We start from the raw sequence: 20,563 nt of genomic DNA on the forward strand, positions 1-20,563 counted from the left end.
AACCTATTTCCTATAGAATGAACTATTAAAGGTAGTGCTATTTCCTACATTATCTGTGACTATAACTTCTAGGTTGCATTCTTTTTGGTCTAAGATCTGAGCATCAAAATTATAGGTAATCGTATTTTTCTTAGGTTCGTATTCCATTAGAATCCATTTTCCATTTAAAGTAGCAGAATAAGTGTTTATACCGCTCAAGTCATCAGAAATATGTAAACTCAAGTACTTATAATTACTCAACCATTGTTTCTCTTTAAAATTGGTAGCCCGCACTTTAGGCCCAACACTGTCTTTAGCAATAGTGTACGTACCTAAGTTTCTAGTACGAGTAGAGAAGGTGTTCCCTCTTTTATAAGTCGTCATATGGCTAGGGCGTAATTTACTATCTAGACGTGCAATAAATAGTTGCTTTCTATCTTCTTTAGAATATTTTGAGCTATCAAAAGTAATCGTAAAGTTTTGGTGTGCAGGAACTGTACTATTGTGAATAGTAACGGTATCTGTTCCCTTTTTTAAATCGATATAAAAATCCTCATAAAATGTATTGGCAGGAAAGTAGACTTGAGCACCCCCTAAGTCATAAGTATTTGGTTTTTTTGCTACTAAATAGTTTTCTGTCTTATCTTCTTTTTTTGAAATCTTTAAAGCTTCTTTTTTTCCTTCTACGGGAATAATTACTTTGGTGGTATTATTCTCAAAATCTTTCATTAGAATTTCAACGTTGTAACTAAGACCTTCAGAAACATCTATTTCACCGTTATTATATACCTCATTGTAAATACTCATATTATTACGAGGCATTTTAAATAATTTTTGAATGCGCTGACGGTGGCGGCCAAAATGTTGATAATCTATTAAGGTGTTAATATATCTGCTTTCACCAAAGGAGAAAGATTCTAAGTCATAATCAGTATATGTTTTTCCATTGACTACCTGTTGTACTTGATACAATCCGTTTTGGTTTGCGGCTAAGTCTTGTCTGTCAAAAGAATTTACACCAAAACCTATTGTTCCTGTAGCATATACTTTTTCGGCAAGAAAAGTCCCGTCACTTTGTTTTGAAAATTTCAATTCTAATTTATTAGCACTTTGGTTTACCTGGCTATCCTTGCTAAGTGGGTATACATATAAGCCCGCTAAAACAGGTACGGTATTATCTTTTATGTCATAACCGTATAATAAAGGATTTGTTGGTTTCTCGGAAACACTACTTCTAATTTCAAAATGTAAGTGCGGCCCAGAAGATCCACCAGTATTCCCTGTATAAGCTATCAGTTCTCCTTTTTCGACTTTCAATTCTCCGAAATCAGGAAAAACTTCTACTTCAAAAGCCTGTTTTTTGTATTGCAACGTATTAATGTATTCTTCTATTTTAGGAGAGAATTTCTGCAAATGCCCGTATACAGAAGTATAACCATTAGGGTGAGCAATATAAATTACCTTACCATATCCCCATAAAGATACTTTTATTCTAGTCACTGTTCCATCAGCAACAGCATAAGCTTTTAAGCCTTCACGTTGTTGCGTTTTTATATCAATACCGCTGTGAAAATGGTTGCTTCTAAGCTCGCCAAAAGTTCCTGCTAAAACTAAAGGAATATCAAGAGGAGATCTAAAGGCGTCTTTAGGATAATTTTCTTGAGAAAATGCTGTACTAAACAATAGGAATACTAAACCAAATATGGTTGCTTTCATAATTAAGATAACTTGTGGTACGAAAGTAATTAATACATTTTAAAACGGGAAAACAATGTGGTGTTAAAAAATAGAGAATGCTGTTTTTTAGAAAAAAGAAGTAAAAAGAATAATATTTAAAAAAAGAATTGGGAAGTCCTAAGATGTGTGTTAACTTTGTGTAAAATGCATTGCTATTTGCACATGAGTGAATTAGTAGATATAGTAGACTCTTTAGAAAACAAAATCAGTAAGTTACTGCACAAGTTAGAACTTCTGCAGCAAGAGAACATTAAATTACAAAAAGAGGTTGCCGTTGTTGAAAATGAAAAAATCAACGCTAAAGATACACTCGTAGTTTGGGAGGAGAAATATAACGCTCTTAAACTAGCAAATTCGATGCTGGGTAGTAATACGAATAAAACTGAAGCTAAGCTTAAAATAAATACATTAATCAGAGAATTAGATCATTGTATCGCACAATTATCTGAATAATACGTGAAAATACAATGGCGGAAAAGCTTAAAATAAAACTTTCTATTGCTGATAGAGTCTATCCATTAACGATAGATCCTAATCAGGAAGAAGGTTTGCGTAAGGCAGCTAAGAATATAGAGCAGCTTGCGAAAAATTTTGAGAGTAATTATGCTGTAAGAGATAAACAAGATGTATTGGCAATGTGTGCCTTGCAGTTTGCCTCAAAAATAGAACAACGAAGTATTGAACAAAATGAAGACACCACTGAAGTCACGGCTAAATTAAAGGCCCTGGATGATTTGGTTTCTGAAAAGCTAAGTGTAAAATAGATTAAATACGTTCTTTAAAATAAATAAAGTTACTACCCACATTGGTGATTATTTTTGACAAACTCAACGTTAAATTGTTTAAAAAGGGTGAGTTTAAGTTGTAAAAGCATGCCTGCTAGTCCAGGATCCTTGAGCAATTTGTTAGCCCTAAACTTGTTATTTTGGAGTTTGTACAAAACTTCGACCCAATGTGGGTTTTTTTATATAAATAGTTAAAATTATGGATGGTACAACAATAGGGATAATAGCAGTGTTAATTGGTTTAGTAATTGGCTTTGCTGTTGCAAAATTTATGGAAAAAGGGAAAGCCTCTAAAACCATACAAAGTGCTAAGAAAGAGGCTGAACGCGTACTGAAAGATGCGAATGTAGAGGGAGAGAATATTAAAAAAGATAAAATATTTCAAGCAAAAGAAAAATTTTTAGAACTTAAAGCTGAGCATGAAAAAGTAATCAATAGCAAGGATAAAAAAATTGGTGAAGCTGAAAAGAGAACACGAGATAAAGAATCTCAAGTAAGCAGTGAGCTTGCTAAAAATAAAAAGCTTAGCGATCAGTTAGAAGATCAAATTAAAGAAGTTGCTCATAAAAATGAATTCTTTGATAAAAAACAATCAGAATTAGATAAGCTTCATAAAAATCAAGTACAACAACTTGAAGTAATTTCAGGTTTGTCTGCGGAGGAGGCAAAAGGACAACTTTTAGAATCACTTCGTGAAATCGCAAAATCAGATGCAATGTCGTACATGCAAGCGACAATGGAAGAGGCGAAATTAACAGCACAACAAGAAGCTAAAAAAATTATAATAAATACCATTCAACGTATCGGTACAGAAGAAGCGGTTGAAAATTGTGTATCTGTATTTAATTTAGAGTCAGACGATGTTAAAGGTCGAATTATTGGTCGTGAAGGACGTAATATTAGAGCTTTAGAAGCTGCTACCGGAGTAGAGATCGTAGTAGATGATACTCCAGAAGCTATCATCCTTTCTTGTTTTGATTCTGTTCGTAGAGAAGTAGCGAGATTATCATTACATAAATTAGTTACAGATGGTCGTATTCACCCAGCGCGAATTGAAGAGATCGTTAAAAAGACAGAGAAACAAATTGAACAAGAAATTGTTGAGATAGGGAAACGTACTGTTATAGATTTAGGAATTCATGGATTACATCCTGAATTAATAAAAGCTGTTGGTAGAATGAAATACCGTTCTTCTTACGGACAAAACTTACTACAACACTCTAGGGAAGTTGCAAAACTTTGTGGCGTAATGGCTGCAGAACTTGGTTTAAATACCAAAATGGCTAAAAGAGCTGGTTTGCTACATGATATTGGTAAGGTTCCTAATACAGAAGCAGAGATGGAAACTCCGCATGCTATCTTAGGAATGCAGTGGGCAGAGAAATTTGGCGAAAAACCAGATGTATGTAATGCTATTGGAGCTCACCATGATGAAATAGAAATGAAAACCTTAATCGCTCCAATCGTACAAGTTTGTGATGCAATTAGTGGAGCAAGACCAGGAGCTAGAAGACAAGTTTTAGATTCATACATACAGCGTCTTAAGGATTTGGAAGATATTGCCTTTGGATTTGGTGGTGTGCAAAAAGCATATGCCATACAAGCAGGTAGAGAACTACGTGTTATTGTAGAATCAGAAAGAGTAACGGATGATAAAGCTGCAGAGCTGTCTTTTGAAATTTCTCAAAAAATACAAACAGATATGACCTACCCAGGTCAAGTTAAAGTAACCGTTATTCGTGAAACTAGAGCGGTGAACGTTGCCAAATAGAAATTAATTTACAGTATAATTTTAAAGCGAACCTCTAAAGGGTTCGCTTTTTTTATGACCATAACTTACCTATAGTCAGATGTTTCTTATGTGTTTTAACAGAATATTTAGAATTTAAAAGACCTGTAATTGTATCTTTAGAGAGACTAAAAACTATTATAATGACAACGAAAAAACTCTTTAATTATTCCATGTTTGTAGTATTTGCTGCAGCATTAACATTTACCTCGTGTAAAGAAAAACAGGAGGTTCCAGAAGAAGATGCTGCAGCTTTATCTGTAGAATTTGAAAAGTATGAATTAGAAAACGGACTTGATGTAATCCTACACCAAGATAAAAGTGACCCTATTGTTTCTGTAGCGATACAGTACAATGTGGGATCTAATCGTGAAAAAACAGGAAGAACAGGTTTTGCTCACCTTTTTGAGCATATGCTTTTTCAAGAATCTGAAAATGTTCCTCAGGACCAGTTTTTTAAGAAAATTCAAGATGCCGGCGGAACCTTAAATGGAGGTACCTGGAAAGATGGTACCATATATTATGAAGTTGTGCCTAAGAATGCAATGGAAACAGTGTTATGGTTGGAGAGTGACCGTATGGGGTATTTAATAAATACCATTACGGCTTCTGCTTTTAGTAATCAGCAAGAAGTAGTGCAGAATGAAAAAAGACAACGTGTGGATAACAATCCTTACGGACACGAAGGTTGGGTTTTAGATAAAAACATTTATCCTGAAGGACATCCTTATAATTGGCAAGTAATTGGAGAATTAGAAGATTTGCAAAGTGCGACAGTAGAAGATGTAAAAGAGTTTTATGATAAGTTCTATGGACCAAATAATGCTACATTAGTTTTAGCAGGTGATTTTGAAAAAGAAGACGCAAAAGCTTTGGTAGAGAAATATTTCGGAGAAATCAAGAGAAGACAAGAAGTAGAACCATTAAAGCCACAGCCGGTAACTATTGCAGAAACTGTCCGCTTGTATCATGAAGACAACTTTGCAAATACAGCACAATTAAATATGGTATGGCCCACCACGAACCAATATACTGATGATGCCTATGCATTAGATTTTCTATCAGAATTAATTTCTAGTGGAAAAAAGGCGCCAATGTTTAAGGTTTTAGAAAAGGAAAAAGAACTTTCTTCAAGATATTATGCCTATAATAGATCACAGGTGTTAGCCGGAGAATTTCACGTTACAGTGACGGCAAACAGCGGTAAGAGCTTAAATGATATTGAAAAAGGAATGTTTGAAGCCTTTGCGCTTTTTGAAAAAGAAGGCGTTACAGATCGTGATGTAGAGCGTATTAAAGCAGGATTAGAAACAGATTTCTATAATGGCATCAGTAGTGTTTTAGGAAAATCATTTCAATTAGCACAGTACAATACTTTTGCCGGAGACCCTGGGTTTATTGAAAAAGATATTGAAAATATTAAAAAGGTTACAAAGGAAGATGTTATGCGTGTTTACGAAACGTATATAAAGGATAAACCTTTTGTAATTACCAGTTTTGTTCCTAAAGGTCAGATGGAATTAATTGCGGAGAATTCTACTAAAGCAGCAGTTGTTGAAGAAGAGATTAAAGAGAATGTTTCAAAAGTAATAGAAGAAGCTACAGAAGCAATTGTAAAAACACCTTCTAAAATAGACCGATCTATAGAACCACAGCAAGGAGCATCTCCGGGGTTAAATGTTCCTGCAAGTTGGACCTCTACTTTAGGAAATGGATTGAAAGTTTACGGAATTGAACAGAATGAAATTCCAACAGTTAATTTTAGTTTACGCATTGATGGAGGTCACCTTTTAGATGATATGCAAAAGAATGGTGTGGCAAATTTAATGACGGATATTCTAATGGAAGGAACTAAAAATAAGACTCCTGAACAATTAGAAGAAGAGATTGAAATGCTTGGAGCTAGTATTAATATGTATACTACCAATGAAGCTATTATTATAAGAGGAAATACATTGGTTCGTAATTTTGATAAAACAATGGCATTGGTAAAGGAGATTCTTCTAGAGCCAAGATGGGATGAAGAGGAGTTTGCCCGTATTAAGACGAGTACCATAAATGGTATAAAGCGTTCAGATGCGGACCCAAATACCGTTGCAGATAGAGTGTATAAAAAATTGCTTTATGGAGAAGATCATATTTTTAGTTACCCAACGAGTGGTACTGCCGCTTCTGTAGAAGCAATTGCTATAGAAGATTTGAAGGCATTTTACGCTAAAAACTTTTCACCCTCTATTAGTAGTATGCATGTGGTAGGTAAAATAGATGAGGCTGCTGTTTTAGAAACCTTAAAAGGATTAGAAAATAGTTGGGCAACAAAAGAAGTGACCATCCCAGAATATCCTATCGTAAACAATAGAGATAAGGCTTCTTTATATTTTGTGGATATACCAGATGCAAAACAATCTGTTATTAGTATTGGTAATATAGGCTTATCAAGAACCGATAAAGATTTCTTCCCTGCAGAAGTAATGAATTATAAATTGGGAGGTTCGTTCTCTGGAAATGTAAACCTAATTCTTAGAGAAGAGAAGGGGTATACTTATGGTGCGCGTTCTGGTTTTAGTGGAAGTAAAATTCCGGGAACATTTACGGCTTCATCCAGTGTACGTACAAATACTACAGGAGAGTCTGTTCAAATTTTTAAAGATGAAATTTCAAAATATAAAGAAGGAATTTCTCAAGAAGATCTAGACTTTACTAAAAATGCGTTGATTAAATCCAATGCGCGTCGTTTTGAAACTCAAGGTTCTTTATTAGGGATGTTGCAAGAGATGAGTGAATATGGGTTGGCATCAAACTATATAGAAAAGGAAGAAGATGTTATTAGAAATATGACTTTAGAGGAGCATAAGACTTTAGCGAATAAACTACTCAATCAAGACAAAATGGCTTATATCGTCGTGGGTGATGCTGCAACACAATTTGAACAATTTAAATTGATGGGCTTTGATGAGGTAAAACTAATCACTAAAGATGGTGAGGAATCTAATTTAGATACCGCTAGATATTAAAATAAATTTAGCTTAGAAAAGAAAAGAGCGTTGCATTGCAACGCTCTTTTCTTTTATTTTTATCAGGGATACCTTTATTTAATCAACCATAAACAAAGCATTCGCAAAAAACAATTTTCCGTTTTCCCAGAACCCTCTAAATAATGGATTGTCTACCATGTAAACGACTTGACCACGGCCATAGTTTTCAGTGCCAAATACTAAAGTTTTTGCGATTCTTTTTTGTGCTTCACTTCCTGCAAATCCTGCAACAGGAATAGTGATGTCTTCTAGATATACGGCATTACCTTCTTTTAAATAATCAAAGGCATCATCGCCTAATTTTAAGGTGAAATAAGTGTCGTCATACCCAAAAGCTAATGGATTTGTGTTATCAACTTTAGTTTTAAAAATTGCACCTGTAATTAAATCTTTAATCCCTTCTCGTTCGGAGTTTTCAAAAGTGATTAAACGTTCTGTTTTAGTAGTATCTTTTTCGATTTTTTTACTTTTTATTCCAAAACCATTGTCGCCTTCAAGTCCTTCAATAGCTCCTCCCATTGCAATTAGTTTACCACCATTCTTTACCCATTCTTTTAGTTCTTTCTTAGTGCTGTTCGTCATAAAACGTCCATATCGGCCATCTGGCAATATTAAAATATCGTATTCTTCTAAGTCTTCAGCGTTTAAATAATCGCTTTCCAGTATGGTAACCGGATAGTTTAATTGTTTTTCAAAAAAGTGCCATACTTCACCGAACTGTAAGGTGCTAGTAGGTTTTCCGGTAAGAACTGCTATTTTACTATTCTTAATTAAATGAACAGAATCTGAACCAAAATCATCACCTCTATCTACAAATCCAGTAGAAGTTCCTGTTAAAAGTTTATCGTGATTACTTGAAATTTCGGAAAGTTTAGTTGTAAAATCTTTTTTGTTTCTATTATCAGACTTTGTAATGATTAAACTACCACGTTCGTATTTTTTACCTTCTAATGTAAAAGGTTTTCTAGCAAATTTCACTTTAATATTTTCTTTTAATAAAGCTGCTAAAAAACGCGCATCGTTCATACTGTTCCAATCACCTACATAGGCATAGGTATTTTCCGAAATAATATTTTTAGCGTTCTCTTTTTTGATAGTATTGCTCATGGCATTTACTTTCGTTTCAGAAGCAATGGCATCAAGTCCATAAGCATAAGGTAAGGACCAAGCGGTTATGTCATAGGTTAAAGAATCACTTAGTTTGGCATTTGGCTCAAACAATACTTTTACCAAAGTTCCTTTAGGTTGGTCCGTAGAAACAATTAAAGCTTGACCTTTTGTTTTACTGCTTTTTACTTTTCCACTAGCGTAATTAAAACCTTTTACTGTGGTAGCATCAGACCATCCGTATTCAATCTCATGTTTTTCTAATAATTGCATTAACGCCTTTACTTTGTCATCAGAACCGCTGAGTACATAGCTTTTATATTTAAAATTTTTATTGGTATAGAATTTCTTAAATTCTTCATTTAGTTTTTTTGCACTACTTGATGCAACTTCAACAGTAGATATTCCTGTGGTGAAATGATGATCAATTCTATCTTTTAGGGTTAGTGTGTCTCCACTTCGTGTTAAAATACCTAATCCTGCTCTTCCGCTACCTCCTTGCTCATAGGTCATTCCTATAGCTCCATTGTACAGCGGGTAGGTGTCGCCATAACTTGGGTAGAATAAATCAAACACCTCTTTGGTAAAATAAAACCATCCGTTTTCATCAAAATATTTCGCATGGTTTTTACCAATGGTTACTTGAAAATCTCTTTGGAAATTAGTAATCACTTCATGGTAAGGTTCTGCTGCAGGAGCAAAATAATACGGAGAATCAACTCCTTGTTCATGAAAATCTACATGAACATGAGGCAACCATTGATTATACACTTTCAAGCGTTGCTGACTTTCAACTTGAGTTAACCATGCCCAATCTCTATTTAAATCGAACATGTAGTGGTTAGCTCTACCGTTTAACCAACCTTCGTGATGTTCTTTACTTTTTGGGTCAACATTATTAGGTGTATTCCTATTTTCGTTATACCAATTTACATATCGATCACGGCCATCAGGGTTAATACATGGATCTATAATAACTACTGTATTTTCAAGGTAGGATGCTTTATTCGTCAAAAGTTCATAGATCGTTTGCATTGAAGCTTCTGTGCTCACACTTTCATTACCATGTACATTATAACTTAACCATACAATGGCAATTTCTGCATTGCCTTCACCTTTTGTGTTTTTTAAATGGTTGGTGCGTATGGCTTCAATATTTTTAATATTCTCAGGAGAAGAGATATAGGCAAGTACTAATGGTCTTCTTTCGTTTGTTTTTCCGTAAGGTTTTAGTAAAACTCTGTCTGAAACTGTGTTCGCCAAATAAGTGTAATAATCTACAACTTCATGGTGTCTAGAAAATTCTGTTCCCAATTCATACCCTAGAAATTCTGAGGGAGATTTTATGTTTTGAGCGTTGGTTGCAATGTAAGCAGTAAGAAAAAGTGCGACTAAAATTCTTTTCATGTGGTGTTAGTTTGATTTTACTCAAATTTAACAATAATATCAGGAAGAAATATAAGGGATATAAAATTTAATTTATGCTAGAAAATTTAACTTCTTAACGTATTTTTAGATTCTGGTATGCTTTAAGAATTTTACCTTTACAACCATTTTTAAATAGAATTATGAAGATTGATGGTATTCCATTCAAACAAACTGGGTATTTTTCAAAAATAATGTGTGATTATTTAGAAGAAGCGGACTCACTGAAACCTTTTTATAATAGATTTCCGGCTTTTGAGAATTTTGAAGCGCAAATCATTGAAAAGCAGAAAAATTTTCCAAAAATTAATCGCGCAGTTCTATCAGAAGCATTAAATAAGCAATATAAAGGGGTTGATTCTAGTACTGCAACCAAAATAAACATTCAACTTTTAAAAGAAGAAAATACCTTTACGATTGTAACGGGGCATCAGCTAAATTTATTTACAGGGCCTTTATACTTCTTGTATAAAATTATAGCTACTATAAATCTTACGGTTGCATTAAAGGAAAAACATGCGCAATATAATTTTGTGCCCGTGTATTGGATGGCTACCGAAGATCACGATTTTGATGAGATTAATTATTTTAATCTCAACGGTAAAAAAATTCAGTGGAATAAAGAAGCTTCTGGAGGTGTTGGGCGTTTAGATACTCAGGGATTAGAAGTATTGAGTGAAACACTGGCTGCAGAATTAGGAGGGAGTAAAAATGCTGAATTTTTAAAAGAGCTTTTTACAAATGCATATGTAAAACATACCAATTTAACTGATGCTACACGTTTTTTAGCAAACGAGTTATTTAAAGAGTATGGGTTGGTTATTGTAGATGGAGATGATATAGCCTTAAAGAAATTACTTATTCCTTATGTAAAGTCAGATTTACTTGAGGAAAAATCGTTTAAAGCCGTTACTAAAAGTATTGAAGCTTTAAATACTTTACCTGAAAATTATGGGATTCAAGTAAATCCCAGAGAAATCAATTATTTTTATTTGATAGATGGGGTTCGGGAACGAATTATAGAACAACATGGCACTTATTTCGTGAATGATACTAAGATATCGTTTACAAAAGATGAGGTGCTGCGTGAGTTAGAAAATCATCCAGAGCGTTTTTCACCAAATGTGGTATGCCGCCCTTTATATCAAGAAGTTATTTTGCCTAATTTGTGTTATATTGGTGGGGGAGGAGAGCTCGCATATTGGTTAGAGCTTAAGTCTTATTTTGATGCCGTAGCTATTACCTTTCCGATGCTTTTATTACGGAATTCTGCACTTTTGATACCTGGTAAGCAAAGCGAGAAAATTGCGAAGTTAGATTTAAAAGTTTCTGACTTGTTTCTAAAGCAGAATACATTTATTAATAAGAGGGTTAGAGCTATTTCTAATATAGATATTGATTTTTCTCCCCAAAAAGACCTTTTGAAAGTTCAATTTGAAGCCTTGTATGATTTAGCAACACAAACGGATAAATCTTTTTTAGGAGCAGTAAAAGCACAGGAGGTAAAGCAAATAAAAGGATTGGAATACTTAGAAAAACGTTTATTGAAAGCGCAGAAGCGAAAACTAAAAGACCATGTAATAAGAATTACGGAACTTCAAAATGATTTATTTCCGAATAAATCCTTGCAAGAAAGGCAACAGAATTTTTCGCAATTTTATTTAGAATATGGGGATCAATTAATTCCTGCTTTGGTAAAGAGTTTAAAGCCGTTATCTAAAGATTTTGAGATTTTAATTTTTTAAAATGCTTTGTAGGATGTGGTATGATTAAAAATGTTAATCTGCATGAGATACTTTTTGAATATTAAATTATTCTTTAGGAAAATTCCGATTTATCTTAATATTTTTGTTTCCTATGAAATTAGACGACATCAAGTTATTTTATTACCTGAAGAATTTTTTAAAGAATGCATTACCTGATTCTTACTTTAAGAAGCTTTTTAATTCTTTAAAAGAATATGAGCTAGAATGTGATAAAAAGGAATTGAATGCAAGATTAGATTATTATTTTAAAGTAGATACCGTTTTTGAAGTCCCACAAGAAGCTGTCGCAGTTCAAGATTTTAGAAAAACAAAAAGTACTACCTATTATTTAGACTTTAAAGAGTTTATTAATTTTTTTAGTTCACACATAAAATTTGCCTATTATTTTGGAGACGAAACTCATATAAATGACTACCCTACGTTATTTAAGGCTAGACCGATATATGGAAATAATGCGAATTCCATTTTATATAAATTAAATAAAAGAAGGCATTTTAGATGGGTGAATGATACGCTAGATTTTTCTAAAAAGAAAGATAAAATGGTGTGGAGAGGCTTAGCTTGGCATGCGTTAAGAACAGATTTTGTTAAAAATTTCCATGATCATCCACTTTGTAATGTGGGTCAGATAAATAAATTGGATGCCCCGAAGCCTTGGGTTAAAGATTTTTTATCCGTTGAGGAGCAATTAAAATATAAATTTATCTTTTGTCCAGAAGGGAATGATGTTGCTACGAGTCTAAAATGGGTTATGTCTTCAAATTCCTTATGTATTATGCCGAAGCCAAATTATGAAACTTGGTTTATGGAAGGTGTTTTAGAAGCGGGTGTTCATTATGTTGAAGTTGCCAGTGATTGTTCGGATCTGGAAGAAAAAATTCAATATTACATAGAAAATGAAAAAGAAGCTCAAGCAATTATTAATAATGCACATGAACATGTTAAGCGTTTTCAAAATAAAAAGCTAGAAGATTTACTTTGTGTGAAAGTTCTGGAGAGATATGCCCAACTATCAAATCAAAAAGATTATTATAAATTTTAGGTTCTTTTCATTTTAGGGAAAAGGATTCTTTTTATTAATGTTAATATACTTTTAGCGTGCACAATATAGATATAGAATTAGTTGAAATGACATTGGATGTCATGAAATATGTAATCAATCGGATTACAAAAACATCTCCAGAACTTGGGCAACCAAAAAAAGAAGAAGAGTTAAAAGCTTTGGTAGGGGAAACAATTACTTCTGAAGGTATTGGTGGTGAAAAAGCATTTCAATTATTTCGTGATGTTCTAGTGAAAGCAACAGTGCCTATAGATCATCCTAGACATTTGGCCTTTGTACCAGCATCTCCTACGCGAGCAGCTATTATGTTTGATTTGGTTACCTCTGCGTCTAGTATTCATGGGGCCTATTGGATGGAAGGTGCGGGAGGTATTTTTTGTGAGAATGAAGCAATGCATTGGTTGGTTTCTTTGACAGGAATGCCAGAAGGATCTTTCGGAGTTTTTACCAGTGGAGGAACTGCTGCAAATTTATCAGCAATGGTAGCTGCACGTGAAAACTGGAGACAAGATCCAATAAATAACGATAAAAAAGGAATTATTATAGCTTCTGTGGGAGCACATTCTTCTGTAAAAGCCATGGCTAAAGTTATGGATGCCGAAATTCTATTGGTGCCTTCTGAAGAAAGAATGGATGCAGAGGATTTGAAAATCTTATTTAAGAACCTACTCGGAGATAAGCAAAGTAGGGTTTTCGCTGTAGTAGCAACTGCTGGAACTACTAATGCGGGTATTATAGACGATTTAGACGGAATTGCAGATTTTTGTGTACAACACAATTTTTGGTTTCATGTAGATGGTGCGTATGGTGGTGGAGCTTTGTTAGCAGATTCTGTTCGTCATTTATTTAAAGGGATTGAAAAAGCAGATAGTATCACGATAGATCCGCATAAGTGGTTGTTCTCTCCATACGATTGCGGTGCTATTTTATATAAAAATCCAGAAATTGCAAAGGCTGCACATTCCCAAGAAGGGTCTTATCTAGAAATTTTTAAAGATGAAGGGGCTCATGGTTTTAACCCGTCCGATTATCAAATTCAGTTAACAAGAAGACTAAGGGGCTTGCCTTTATGGTTTTCATTAGCAATGCATGGTGTAGAGAAGTATAAGTGGGCGGTAGAATGTGGTATCACTTTAGCAAATACTGCGGGTGATTTAATTACCAAAGATGAGCATGTAGAATTAGTTCGTGAGCCTAGTTTGTCCTGTGTGCTTTTTAGAAGAAAAGGCTGGACTCCGGAAGATTATAGAAACTGGACCTATGAAAATCACAGAAAGGGTTTTGCTTTAGTGACACCGACAAAATGGAAAAAGGGAGACGAGTTTGAAACCGTAGCTCGTTTTTGTTTTATCAACCCAGACACTACACAAAAAGATATTTCTGATATTTTAGCTACCATGCATTAAGGTACTAAAAATTCGCCTTTCCAATTGTTTTCTTCTTTAGAATATCTAATTTTTACGTGATTTGGTTGGTCTAATTTTAGATACTCAATTTTATGCGCTTCAATGGTTATTAAACAAAAGTGATTGTCCTCGTTTAAGTACGATATTTCTGCTAGGCTATTTATAGTACTTCCCGGGGCGAGCGTTGTTGTGTAGTCATTTTTAGCATCGTCTTTTATCTGATTCCAGTATTTGGCAATTTTTTTATCACTTTTTACAACAAAAGCATTGCCTTCAATCTTTAACTGTATTCTTTTTTCAGGATGGTAAAGCAAAATGCTGACTTTAGGGTTTTCTGTTATATGGATTACTTTTTTAGATCGTTTGTCTGTGAAGAAACTCAGGTCTAAATTTTCTGAAACGTCACGTAATACTACCGTACGCAATCGGGCCATTTTATCTAATCCTACGGTACCTAAGGTGAATAATCGGAAGGGGTGGCCAAACACGGTAATCCCTTTTTTTAACTCTTCTTTTATCTCGGTAAATAGTGCTAAAGTCATTCGGTATTTATTTGTTTCAAAAATGATTTATCCCATAAAAAAAAACGGTTCTAAGGGGCTATAAAAAAGGGTGTTGGAAATTTTTATATAAATATAACGAAAAGAACCTTTTCTAAAATTTACATTTTACTATTTTTGCGGATGCAAAATAACGTCCTGATTTTAGATTTTGGTTCTCAGTACACACAACTCATAGCTAGAAGAGTTAGAGAGCTTAATATTTTTTGTGAGATTAAGCCTTACAATAAACTTCCAGAAGATTTATCAACCTATAAAGCAGTGATACTTTCTGGTTCTCCTTTTTCAGTGAGAGCAGAAGATGCTCCGCATCCCGATTTATCTCAGATACAAGGTAAAAAACCAATGTTGGCAGTTTGCTACGGAGCGCAGTATTTAGCACATTTTCAAGGAGGTAATGTAGCGCCATCAAATACTAGAGAGTATGGGAGAGCTAATTTATCATTTGTAAAATCGGACGAGCCTTTCTTTGAGAGTATTAATGTAGGGAGTCAAGTGTGGATGAGTCATTCTGATACCATAAAAGAATTGCCTGCAAATGCAACGCGTTTAGCAAGCACCAGTGATGTAGAAAATGCGGCTTACAGATTGGAAGGTGAAGATACGTACGCTATTCAGTTTCATCCAGAAGTATATCATTCTAAAGATGGAAAACAATTACTAGAAAACTTTTTAGTACATATTGCAGGAGTAGCACAAACATGGACACCAGATTCTTTTGTAGAGACTACAGTAGCACAATTAAAAGAAAAGATAGGGACAGATAAGGTTATATTAGGACTTTCGGGAGGTGTAGATTCTTCTGTGGCTGCTATGTTATTGCATAAAGCAATTGGGAAAAATTTACACTGTATATTCGTAAATAATGGATTGCTTCGTAAAGATGAGTTTCCAAGTGTATTGGAGCAATACGAAGGAATGGGACTTAATGTGAAAGGTGTAGATGCTTCGGCACGCTTTTTGGATGAGTTGGCAGGAGAGAGTGATCCTGAGAAAAAGCGAAAAATAATTGGACGTGTATTTATAGAAGTTTTTGATGATGAGTCACATTTAGTAGAAAATGCAAAATGGTTGGCACAAGGAACTATTTATCCAGATGTTATTGAGTCAGTTTCTGCAACAGGAGGACCATCTGCAACTATAAAAAGTCATCATAATGTTGGTGGTTTACCAGATTTTATGAAATTAAGTGTGGTAGAGCCATTACGTATGTTGTTTAAAGATGAAGTACGTAGAGTAGGAGCAAGTATGGGCTTAGATCCGCTATTGTTAGGAAGGCACCCTTTTCCCGGACCTGGTCTTGCTATTAGAATTCTAGGAGATATTACGCGTGAAAAGGTGGCAATTTTACAAGAAGTAGATGCTATCTTTATAAATGGATTAAAGAGTGCAGGGCTTTATGATAAAGTATGGCAGGCCGGCGCAATGCTTTTACCCGTAAATAGTGTAGGGGTAATGGGAGATGAAAGAACTTATGAAAAATGTGTAGCTTTACGCGCAGTAGAAAGTACTGATGGTATGACTGCGGATTGGGTAAATTTACCATATGAGTTTTTGCAAAAAACTTCTAACGATATTATAAATAAAGTTAGAGGCGTAAATAGAGTGGTATATGATATTAGTTCAAAACCACCAGCAACAATTGAGTGGGAGTAATTTTGAAAAATAATAATTAAAATAATTTGATATTAAAACTATTGATGTCGTAGTGATTATATAAACGTATAGTTGTTATTTCAATGGTGTAAATTCAATACTAAAGAAAATATATAAAGATGCAGAGACCATTCGCGAAATACTTTTTACCAACCCTATTGTTTATGTTGGTAAGCTTTTCGGCAGTTGCTCAAAAATTCACAACTCATTCCGTGAAAAAAGGGGAAACCATTCATAGTATTTCTACACAGTATAAAACAACACCACAGAGTATTCTAAACCTGAATAAGGAAATAAAAAATGTAACGGAATTAAAACCGAATACAATTTTGATTATTCCTTTAGATGCGAAAGCGGCGGAATCTTCTGGGGTTGCAGTAAAAACAACTAGTGGTAACGGGGCAGATCAAAGTGTTGTCATAGTGCAACAAGAACCAACGAGCTTTATATCCTATAAAGTGAAGAGGAAAGACAATCTTTTTCGTTTGTCAGAAAAATTTGACGTTAGTCAGGATGCTATAAAAAAATACAATAAAGAGTTGTACTCTGTACAACTTAAAAAAGGAATGACTTTGAAAATTCCTAAGTATAAAAAGATGAAACCAGAGGAAAATCCTTTTGATAATGATCTTTTTGAAATGTATACGGTGAAACCAAAGGAAACAAGATGGTCTATCGTTAACAAATACGGAATTACCATTGACAGTCTTTTAGTGCTTAATCCAGATTTATCTAAAGAAGATACCTATTTAGCTTCTGGTCAGGAATTACGTTTGCCTAAAAAAGCGGGGAGTACAATAGCGGATCAAACTTCACAGCTGTTTATTTCGTATACAGTTCCTGCAAAAAAAGGGTTTTATTCTATTGAAAAAGAATTTGGAGCTAAGGAAGCGGAAATTAAAGCGTTGAATCCAGAGGTTAAAGAGAGAGGCTTGCAAGAGGGGATGGTAATTAGAATACCACAGAAAAAAACAGATACAAAATCTGTGAATACTGAGAATTTTAATTTCTATGAAGTTAAACAGGGTGAAGGAGAATATTCTTTGAATAGAAAATTAGGGCTTTCTTATAAAGAATTACTAGCGCTAAATCCTGAACTTCAAAATGGTTTGAAAGCAGGAATGGTTTTAAAAATTCCAAAAGATAGTGCTGGAGATTTTGAAGTAAAAAACTCCTTAATTATAGAAAATGTAGATCTTGTTAGTAAAATGAATCTTACAACGAAGCCTAATTTGGTAATTATGTTGCCTTTTAGATTGGATATGATTGATGTTAGTAATAAAACATCCGCTAGTGATGCTATCGTTAAGAGAAAAGATGCGAACTATAGTTTAGGCTTGTATAGTGGAGCATTAGTAGCTTTAGATTCTATAAAAAAATTAGGACTTACCGTTAATGTAACTGTTTATGATACGGAAAAGAGCGTTGAAAAAACTAGAGCATTACTATTAAAGCCAGAATTTAGAAATGCTGATGCAATAATAGGTCCTCTTGATTCTCAATCATTGCAAGAAGTGGCGGTGCGTGTTGGACAAAACCAAGTTCCAGTGATAGCCCCTTTACCTGCTAAAAGTGAGATTAGTTTATCTAATGTTTTTTATACCGTTCCTTCAGATAATGATTTGATGAAGCATATGTTTGCGTATGTTAAAGAAAATAGAGGGACAGAAAATATTGTAGTTATTGCTGATGATGAACACAAGGCAACAAAACAATTGATTGTCCAAGAATTTCCAAAAGCTAAATCCTTGCAATTAGTAGAAAAATATGCAATGAAAGATAAAATTGTTGCATTGTTATCTTCAACTGAAGAGAATTGGGTTTTCTTAGAAACAGATCAATTAAATACAATTAATAGTGTAATTTCTGTTTTGAATTCATCCATTACCGATAAAAGAAAAATTCGTGTATTTACAACCAACAAAGGAAAAGCTTTTGATAGTGATAAAATAAACCATACACATTTATCCTACTTGTCATTTACTTATCCTTCTGTAGATGGAGAAGATAAAAATGATTCATTCGAATCAGCTTATAAAAGAATGAATAAGGGGAAATCTCCGGATAAATTTGCACGTAGAGGTTTTGATATTACTTTTGATATTTTACTGAAATTGGCCTACAAACAGAATCTTTTTGAAGCATCAAAGTTTGTTGGAGAAACAAAATATAGTGCTAATAAGTTTAATTATACAAGGGATGGTGCAACGGGATATCGTAACCATTCAAGTTATATAATGGCTTATGATGAAATGTGGATTAAACAATTAGATTAATAAATGACAGCAAAAGTTACCTACTTAGGGGAATTGAGAAATAGTTGTGAGCATTTGGCTTCAGGTGATACCTTTACTACCGATGCTCCTATAGACAATAATGGGTTAAGTCAGGCTTTTTCTCCTACAGATACTGTAGCAACGGGCTTGGCAAGTTGTATGATTACTATGATGGGAATTAAGGCTAACGGTTTGGGGGTAGCGCTAAAGGGAGCTACAGCAGGCGTAACTAAACACATGGCTACAGAACCTAGAAGGATTTCTAAAATAGAAGTTGTGCTAAATTTGCCTAATGCTATTTCTGACAAAAACAGAAAAATCTTAGAACATACTGCAAATACATGCCCTGTGCATTTTAGTTTACATCCAGATATTGAAAAAGTAATTACGTTCCATTGGGATTTATAAAAAAAATACCATTTTTTCTTTTCTTATTTATCTTGCCGTTATCGGCTCAAGATGAAGAGATTATACTATGGGATGCAGGTGCAAAATTGAGTTGGGCAGATTTTAAAGGAGAACCTACAAATACCAGAGCAGCTGCTGTAACCGCAAGTGGTTTAACCTATAGCTTTTCAACACTTCGGAAAAATGATGACGTTGTTGAGGTGAATTTTACAGTGTTATCACATTTTTATCCCAATGAATCGTGGTACCGTTCAGAAGTATGTGATGCAATTATTTTAAAACATGAACAGCTACATTTTGATATCACGGAACTGTATGCTAGGAAGTTTTTAGACCGATTAAATAAAACTACATTCACCACAAATGCAAAGTCAGAAGTGAAGGTAGTTTATAATCAAATTAATAAAGAGCTTAATGAATATCAGAACCTATACGATTCTGAAACTAATTTTTCTCGCAACCGAGAGCAACAACAGCTATGGGAAATTAAGCTTGATACTCTATTGAAGGACTAATACGTGTGGTTTACTAGACATCACATATTAGAAACCCTTGCTTTAGAGAATCAATTTTATCATCTTTTTTTGGAATAAATTCTTGAGCTACATGCCCCGTATAACCTGTCGATAAAATGGCACGCATAATTGCAGGGTAATATAATTCCTGTGTTTCGTCAATTTCATATCTTCCTGGGACTCCAGCAGTGTGGTAATGTCCGAAGTATTGATGATTATCTTCAATATTCCGAATAACATCACCTTCCATAATTTGCATGTGATAAATATCATAAAGCAACTTAAAATTTTCAGAACCAATCTCTTTACATAATTCAATCCCCCAAGTGGAGGTATCACACATGTAATCCTTATGGTCAATTTTTGAATTAAGGAGTTCCATTTGGAGTACAACACCATGTTTTTCGGCTAAAGGCATAATTTTTTTTAGACCATCTGCACAGTTTTTAAGACCAACCTTATCTTCCATACCATTTCTATTTCCACTAAAACAAATTAGATTGGTGTAGCCAGCCTCTGCTACTTTAGGAATTATTTTTTTGTAATCTGCAATTAACTCTACATGTAATTTTGGATCGTTCCAGCCTTCCATAATCCCTTTTCCAGCGCCCCAACACATAGCTGCATGAATATTGTATTTCTTCATTAATGGCCATTCTTCTGGCCCAGTCAAATCAATCGACTTAATGCCGAGCTCATTTAATGTTTTTAAGAAGTCTTCAAATGGAATTTTATTGAAACACCAGCGGCAAACACTGTGATTGATATTGTTTTTTAACACAAAATCTTTGTTTTGGGAATCATCTATAGAAGCAGTTGCGGCTTTACAAGAAACAATGCCTAATGATCCTATAGCAGCAGTTCCAATAAATTTACGTCTTTCCATTTTCAAATTTTTTAGCAGATGAGTTTCAAATATAAATTATTTTATCGAATAAATGTAATTTAGACATTTAATAAAATCAAGTAGCTTCTCAATTAATAAGGCTATTAATTTAGCACTATTTAGCGATTCATCAAATTAGATGTATAATCTAAGCATTTCTACTTTTAAAA

Annotated in this window: 15 protein-coding genes and 1 other RNA gene; 12 read left to right on the top strand and 4 right to left on the bottom strand. The window is 34.0% G+C overall.

What is annotated here, in order from left to right:
• Positions 1-3: 3 nt before the first annotated feature.
• On the bottom strand, positions 4-1,695 hold the full coding sequence (locus GQR94_RS13435) for a M23 family metallopeptidase (RefSeq protein ID WP_158975976.1): 1,692 nt from the start codon (positions 1,693-1,695) through the stop codon (positions 4-6).
• 183 nt (positions 1,696-1,878) lie between these two features.
• On the opposite strand from GQR94_RS13435, the gene GQR94_RS13440 reads away from it, so the two are divergent.
• From GQR94_RS13440 to GQR94_RS13460, 5 genes are all read left to right on the top strand, one after another.
• Positions 1,879-2,169, top strand: coding sequence for a hypothetical protein (locus tag GQR94_RS13440; protein WP_199271483.1), 291 nt, complete (start codon positions 1,879-1,881; stop codon positions 2,167-2,169).
• 14 nt (positions 2,170-2,183) lie between these two features.
• Entirely contained in the window at positions 2,184-2,480 is a 297-nt protein-coding gene (locus tag GQR94_RS13445) for a cell division protein ZapA (RefSeq protein WP_158975978.1), read from the top strand.
• A gap of 61 nt (positions 2,481-2,541) precedes the next feature.
• A non-coding RNA gene (gene ssrS / locus GQR94_RS13450) (6S RNA) lies at positions 2,542-2,650 on the top strand.
• 50 nt (positions 2,651-2,700) lie between these two features.
• The gene (gene rny, locus GQR94_RS13455) at positions 2,701-4,272 is read left to right on the top strand and encodes a ribonuclease Y (protein WP_158975979.1); all 1,572 of its coding nucleotides are present in this window, start codon (positions 2,701-2,703) and stop codon (positions 4,270-4,272) included.
• A 161-nt stretch (positions 4,273-4,433) separates the two neighbouring features.
• Positions 4,434-7,304, top strand: coding sequence for a pitrilysin family protein (locus GQR94_RS13460; protein WP_199271484.1), 2,871 nt, complete (start codon positions 4,434-4,436; stop codon positions 7,302-7,304).
• Positions 7,305-7,382: 78 nt separating this feature from the next.
• Here GQR94_RS13460 and GQR94_RS13465 read toward each other — a convergent pair whose 3' ends face one another.
• Positions 7,383-9,839, bottom strand: a complete 2,457-nt coding sequence (locus tag GQR94_RS13465) for a M14 family metallopeptidase (RefSeq protein WP_158975980.1) — start codon at positions 9,837-9,839, stop codon at positions 7,383-7,385.
• Between the two features lie 161 nt (positions 9,840-10,000).
• Between GQR94_RS13465 and bshC the strand changes: the two genes are divergently transcribed.
• From bshC to GQR94_RS13480, 3 genes are all read left to right on the top strand, one after another.
• Positions 10,001-11,602 (top strand): bacillithiol biosynthesis cysteine-adding enzyme BshC, encoded by a 1,602-nt coding sequence (gene bshC / locus GQR94_RS13470; protein ID WP_158975981.1) that lies wholly within the window; start codon positions 10,001-10,003, stop codon positions 11,600-11,602.
• A gap of 112 nt (positions 11,603-11,714) precedes the next feature.
• Positions 11,715-12,665, top strand: a complete 951-nt coding sequence (locus tag GQR94_RS13475; protein ID WP_233268315.1) for a glycosyltransferase family 90 protein — start codon at positions 11,715-11,717, stop codon at positions 12,663-12,665.
• 56 nt (positions 12,666-12,721) lie between these two features.
• A complete protein-coding gene (locus GQR94_RS13480; RefSeq protein WP_158975982.1) occupies positions 12,722-14,092 on the top strand; it encodes an aminotransferase class V-fold PLP-dependent enzyme in 1,371 nt (456 codons plus the stop codon).
• Here the strand turns inward: GQR94_RS13480 and GQR94_RS13485 are convergent.
• Entirely contained in the window at positions 14,089-14,634 is a 546-nt protein-coding gene (locus GQR94_RS13485; RefSeq protein ID WP_158975983.1) for a pyridoxamine 5'-phosphate oxidase family protein, read from the bottom strand. The genes GQR94_RS13480 and GQR94_RS13485 overlap by 4 nt on opposite strands.
• Before the next feature lie 141 nt (positions 14,635-14,775).
• Between GQR94_RS13485 and guaA the strand changes: the two genes are divergently transcribed.
• The 4 genes from guaA to GQR94_RS13505 all read left to right on the top strand — a co-directional run bounded on the left by guaA (position 14,776) and on the right by GQR94_RS13505 (position 19,507).
• Positions 14,776-16,308 (top strand): glutamine-hydrolyzing GMP synthase, encoded by a 1,533-nt coding sequence (gene guaA / locus GQR94_RS13490; protein ID WP_158975984.1) that lies wholly within the window; start codon positions 14,776-14,778, stop codon positions 16,306-16,308.
• A 119-nt stretch (positions 16,309-16,427) separates the two neighbouring features.
• Positions 16,428-18,584, top strand: coding sequence for a LysM peptidoglycan-binding domain-containing protein (locus tag GQR94_RS13495; protein WP_158975985.1), 2,157 nt, complete (start codon positions 16,428-16,430; stop codon positions 18,582-18,584).
• A gap of 3 nt (positions 18,585-18,587) precedes the next feature.
• A complete protein-coding gene (locus GQR94_RS13500; RefSeq protein WP_158975986.1) occupies positions 18,588-18,992 on the top strand; it encodes an OsmC family protein in 405 nt (134 codons plus the stop codon).
• Entirely contained in the window at positions 18,980-19,507 is a 528-nt protein-coding gene (locus tag GQR94_RS13505; protein WP_158975987.1) for a DUF922 domain-containing protein, read from the top strand. Before GQR94_RS13500 ends, GQR94_RS13505 begins: the two co-directional genes overlap by 13 nt.
• Positions 19,508-19,520: 13 nt before the next feature.
• Here the strand turns inward: GQR94_RS13505 and GQR94_RS13510 are convergent, their stop codons facing one another.
• Positions 19,521-20,393, bottom strand: a complete 873-nt coding sequence (locus GQR94_RS13510) for a hydroxypyruvate isomerase family protein (protein ID WP_158975988.1) — start codon at positions 20,391-20,393, stop codon at positions 19,521-19,523.
• Between the last annotated feature and the right edge of the window lie 170 nt (positions 20,394-20,563).

This window comes from Cellulophaga sp. L1A9, assembly GCF_009797025.1.
Taxonomy (GTDB): Bacteria; Bacteroidota; Bacteroidia; order Flavobacteriales; family Flavobacteriaceae; genus Cellulophaga.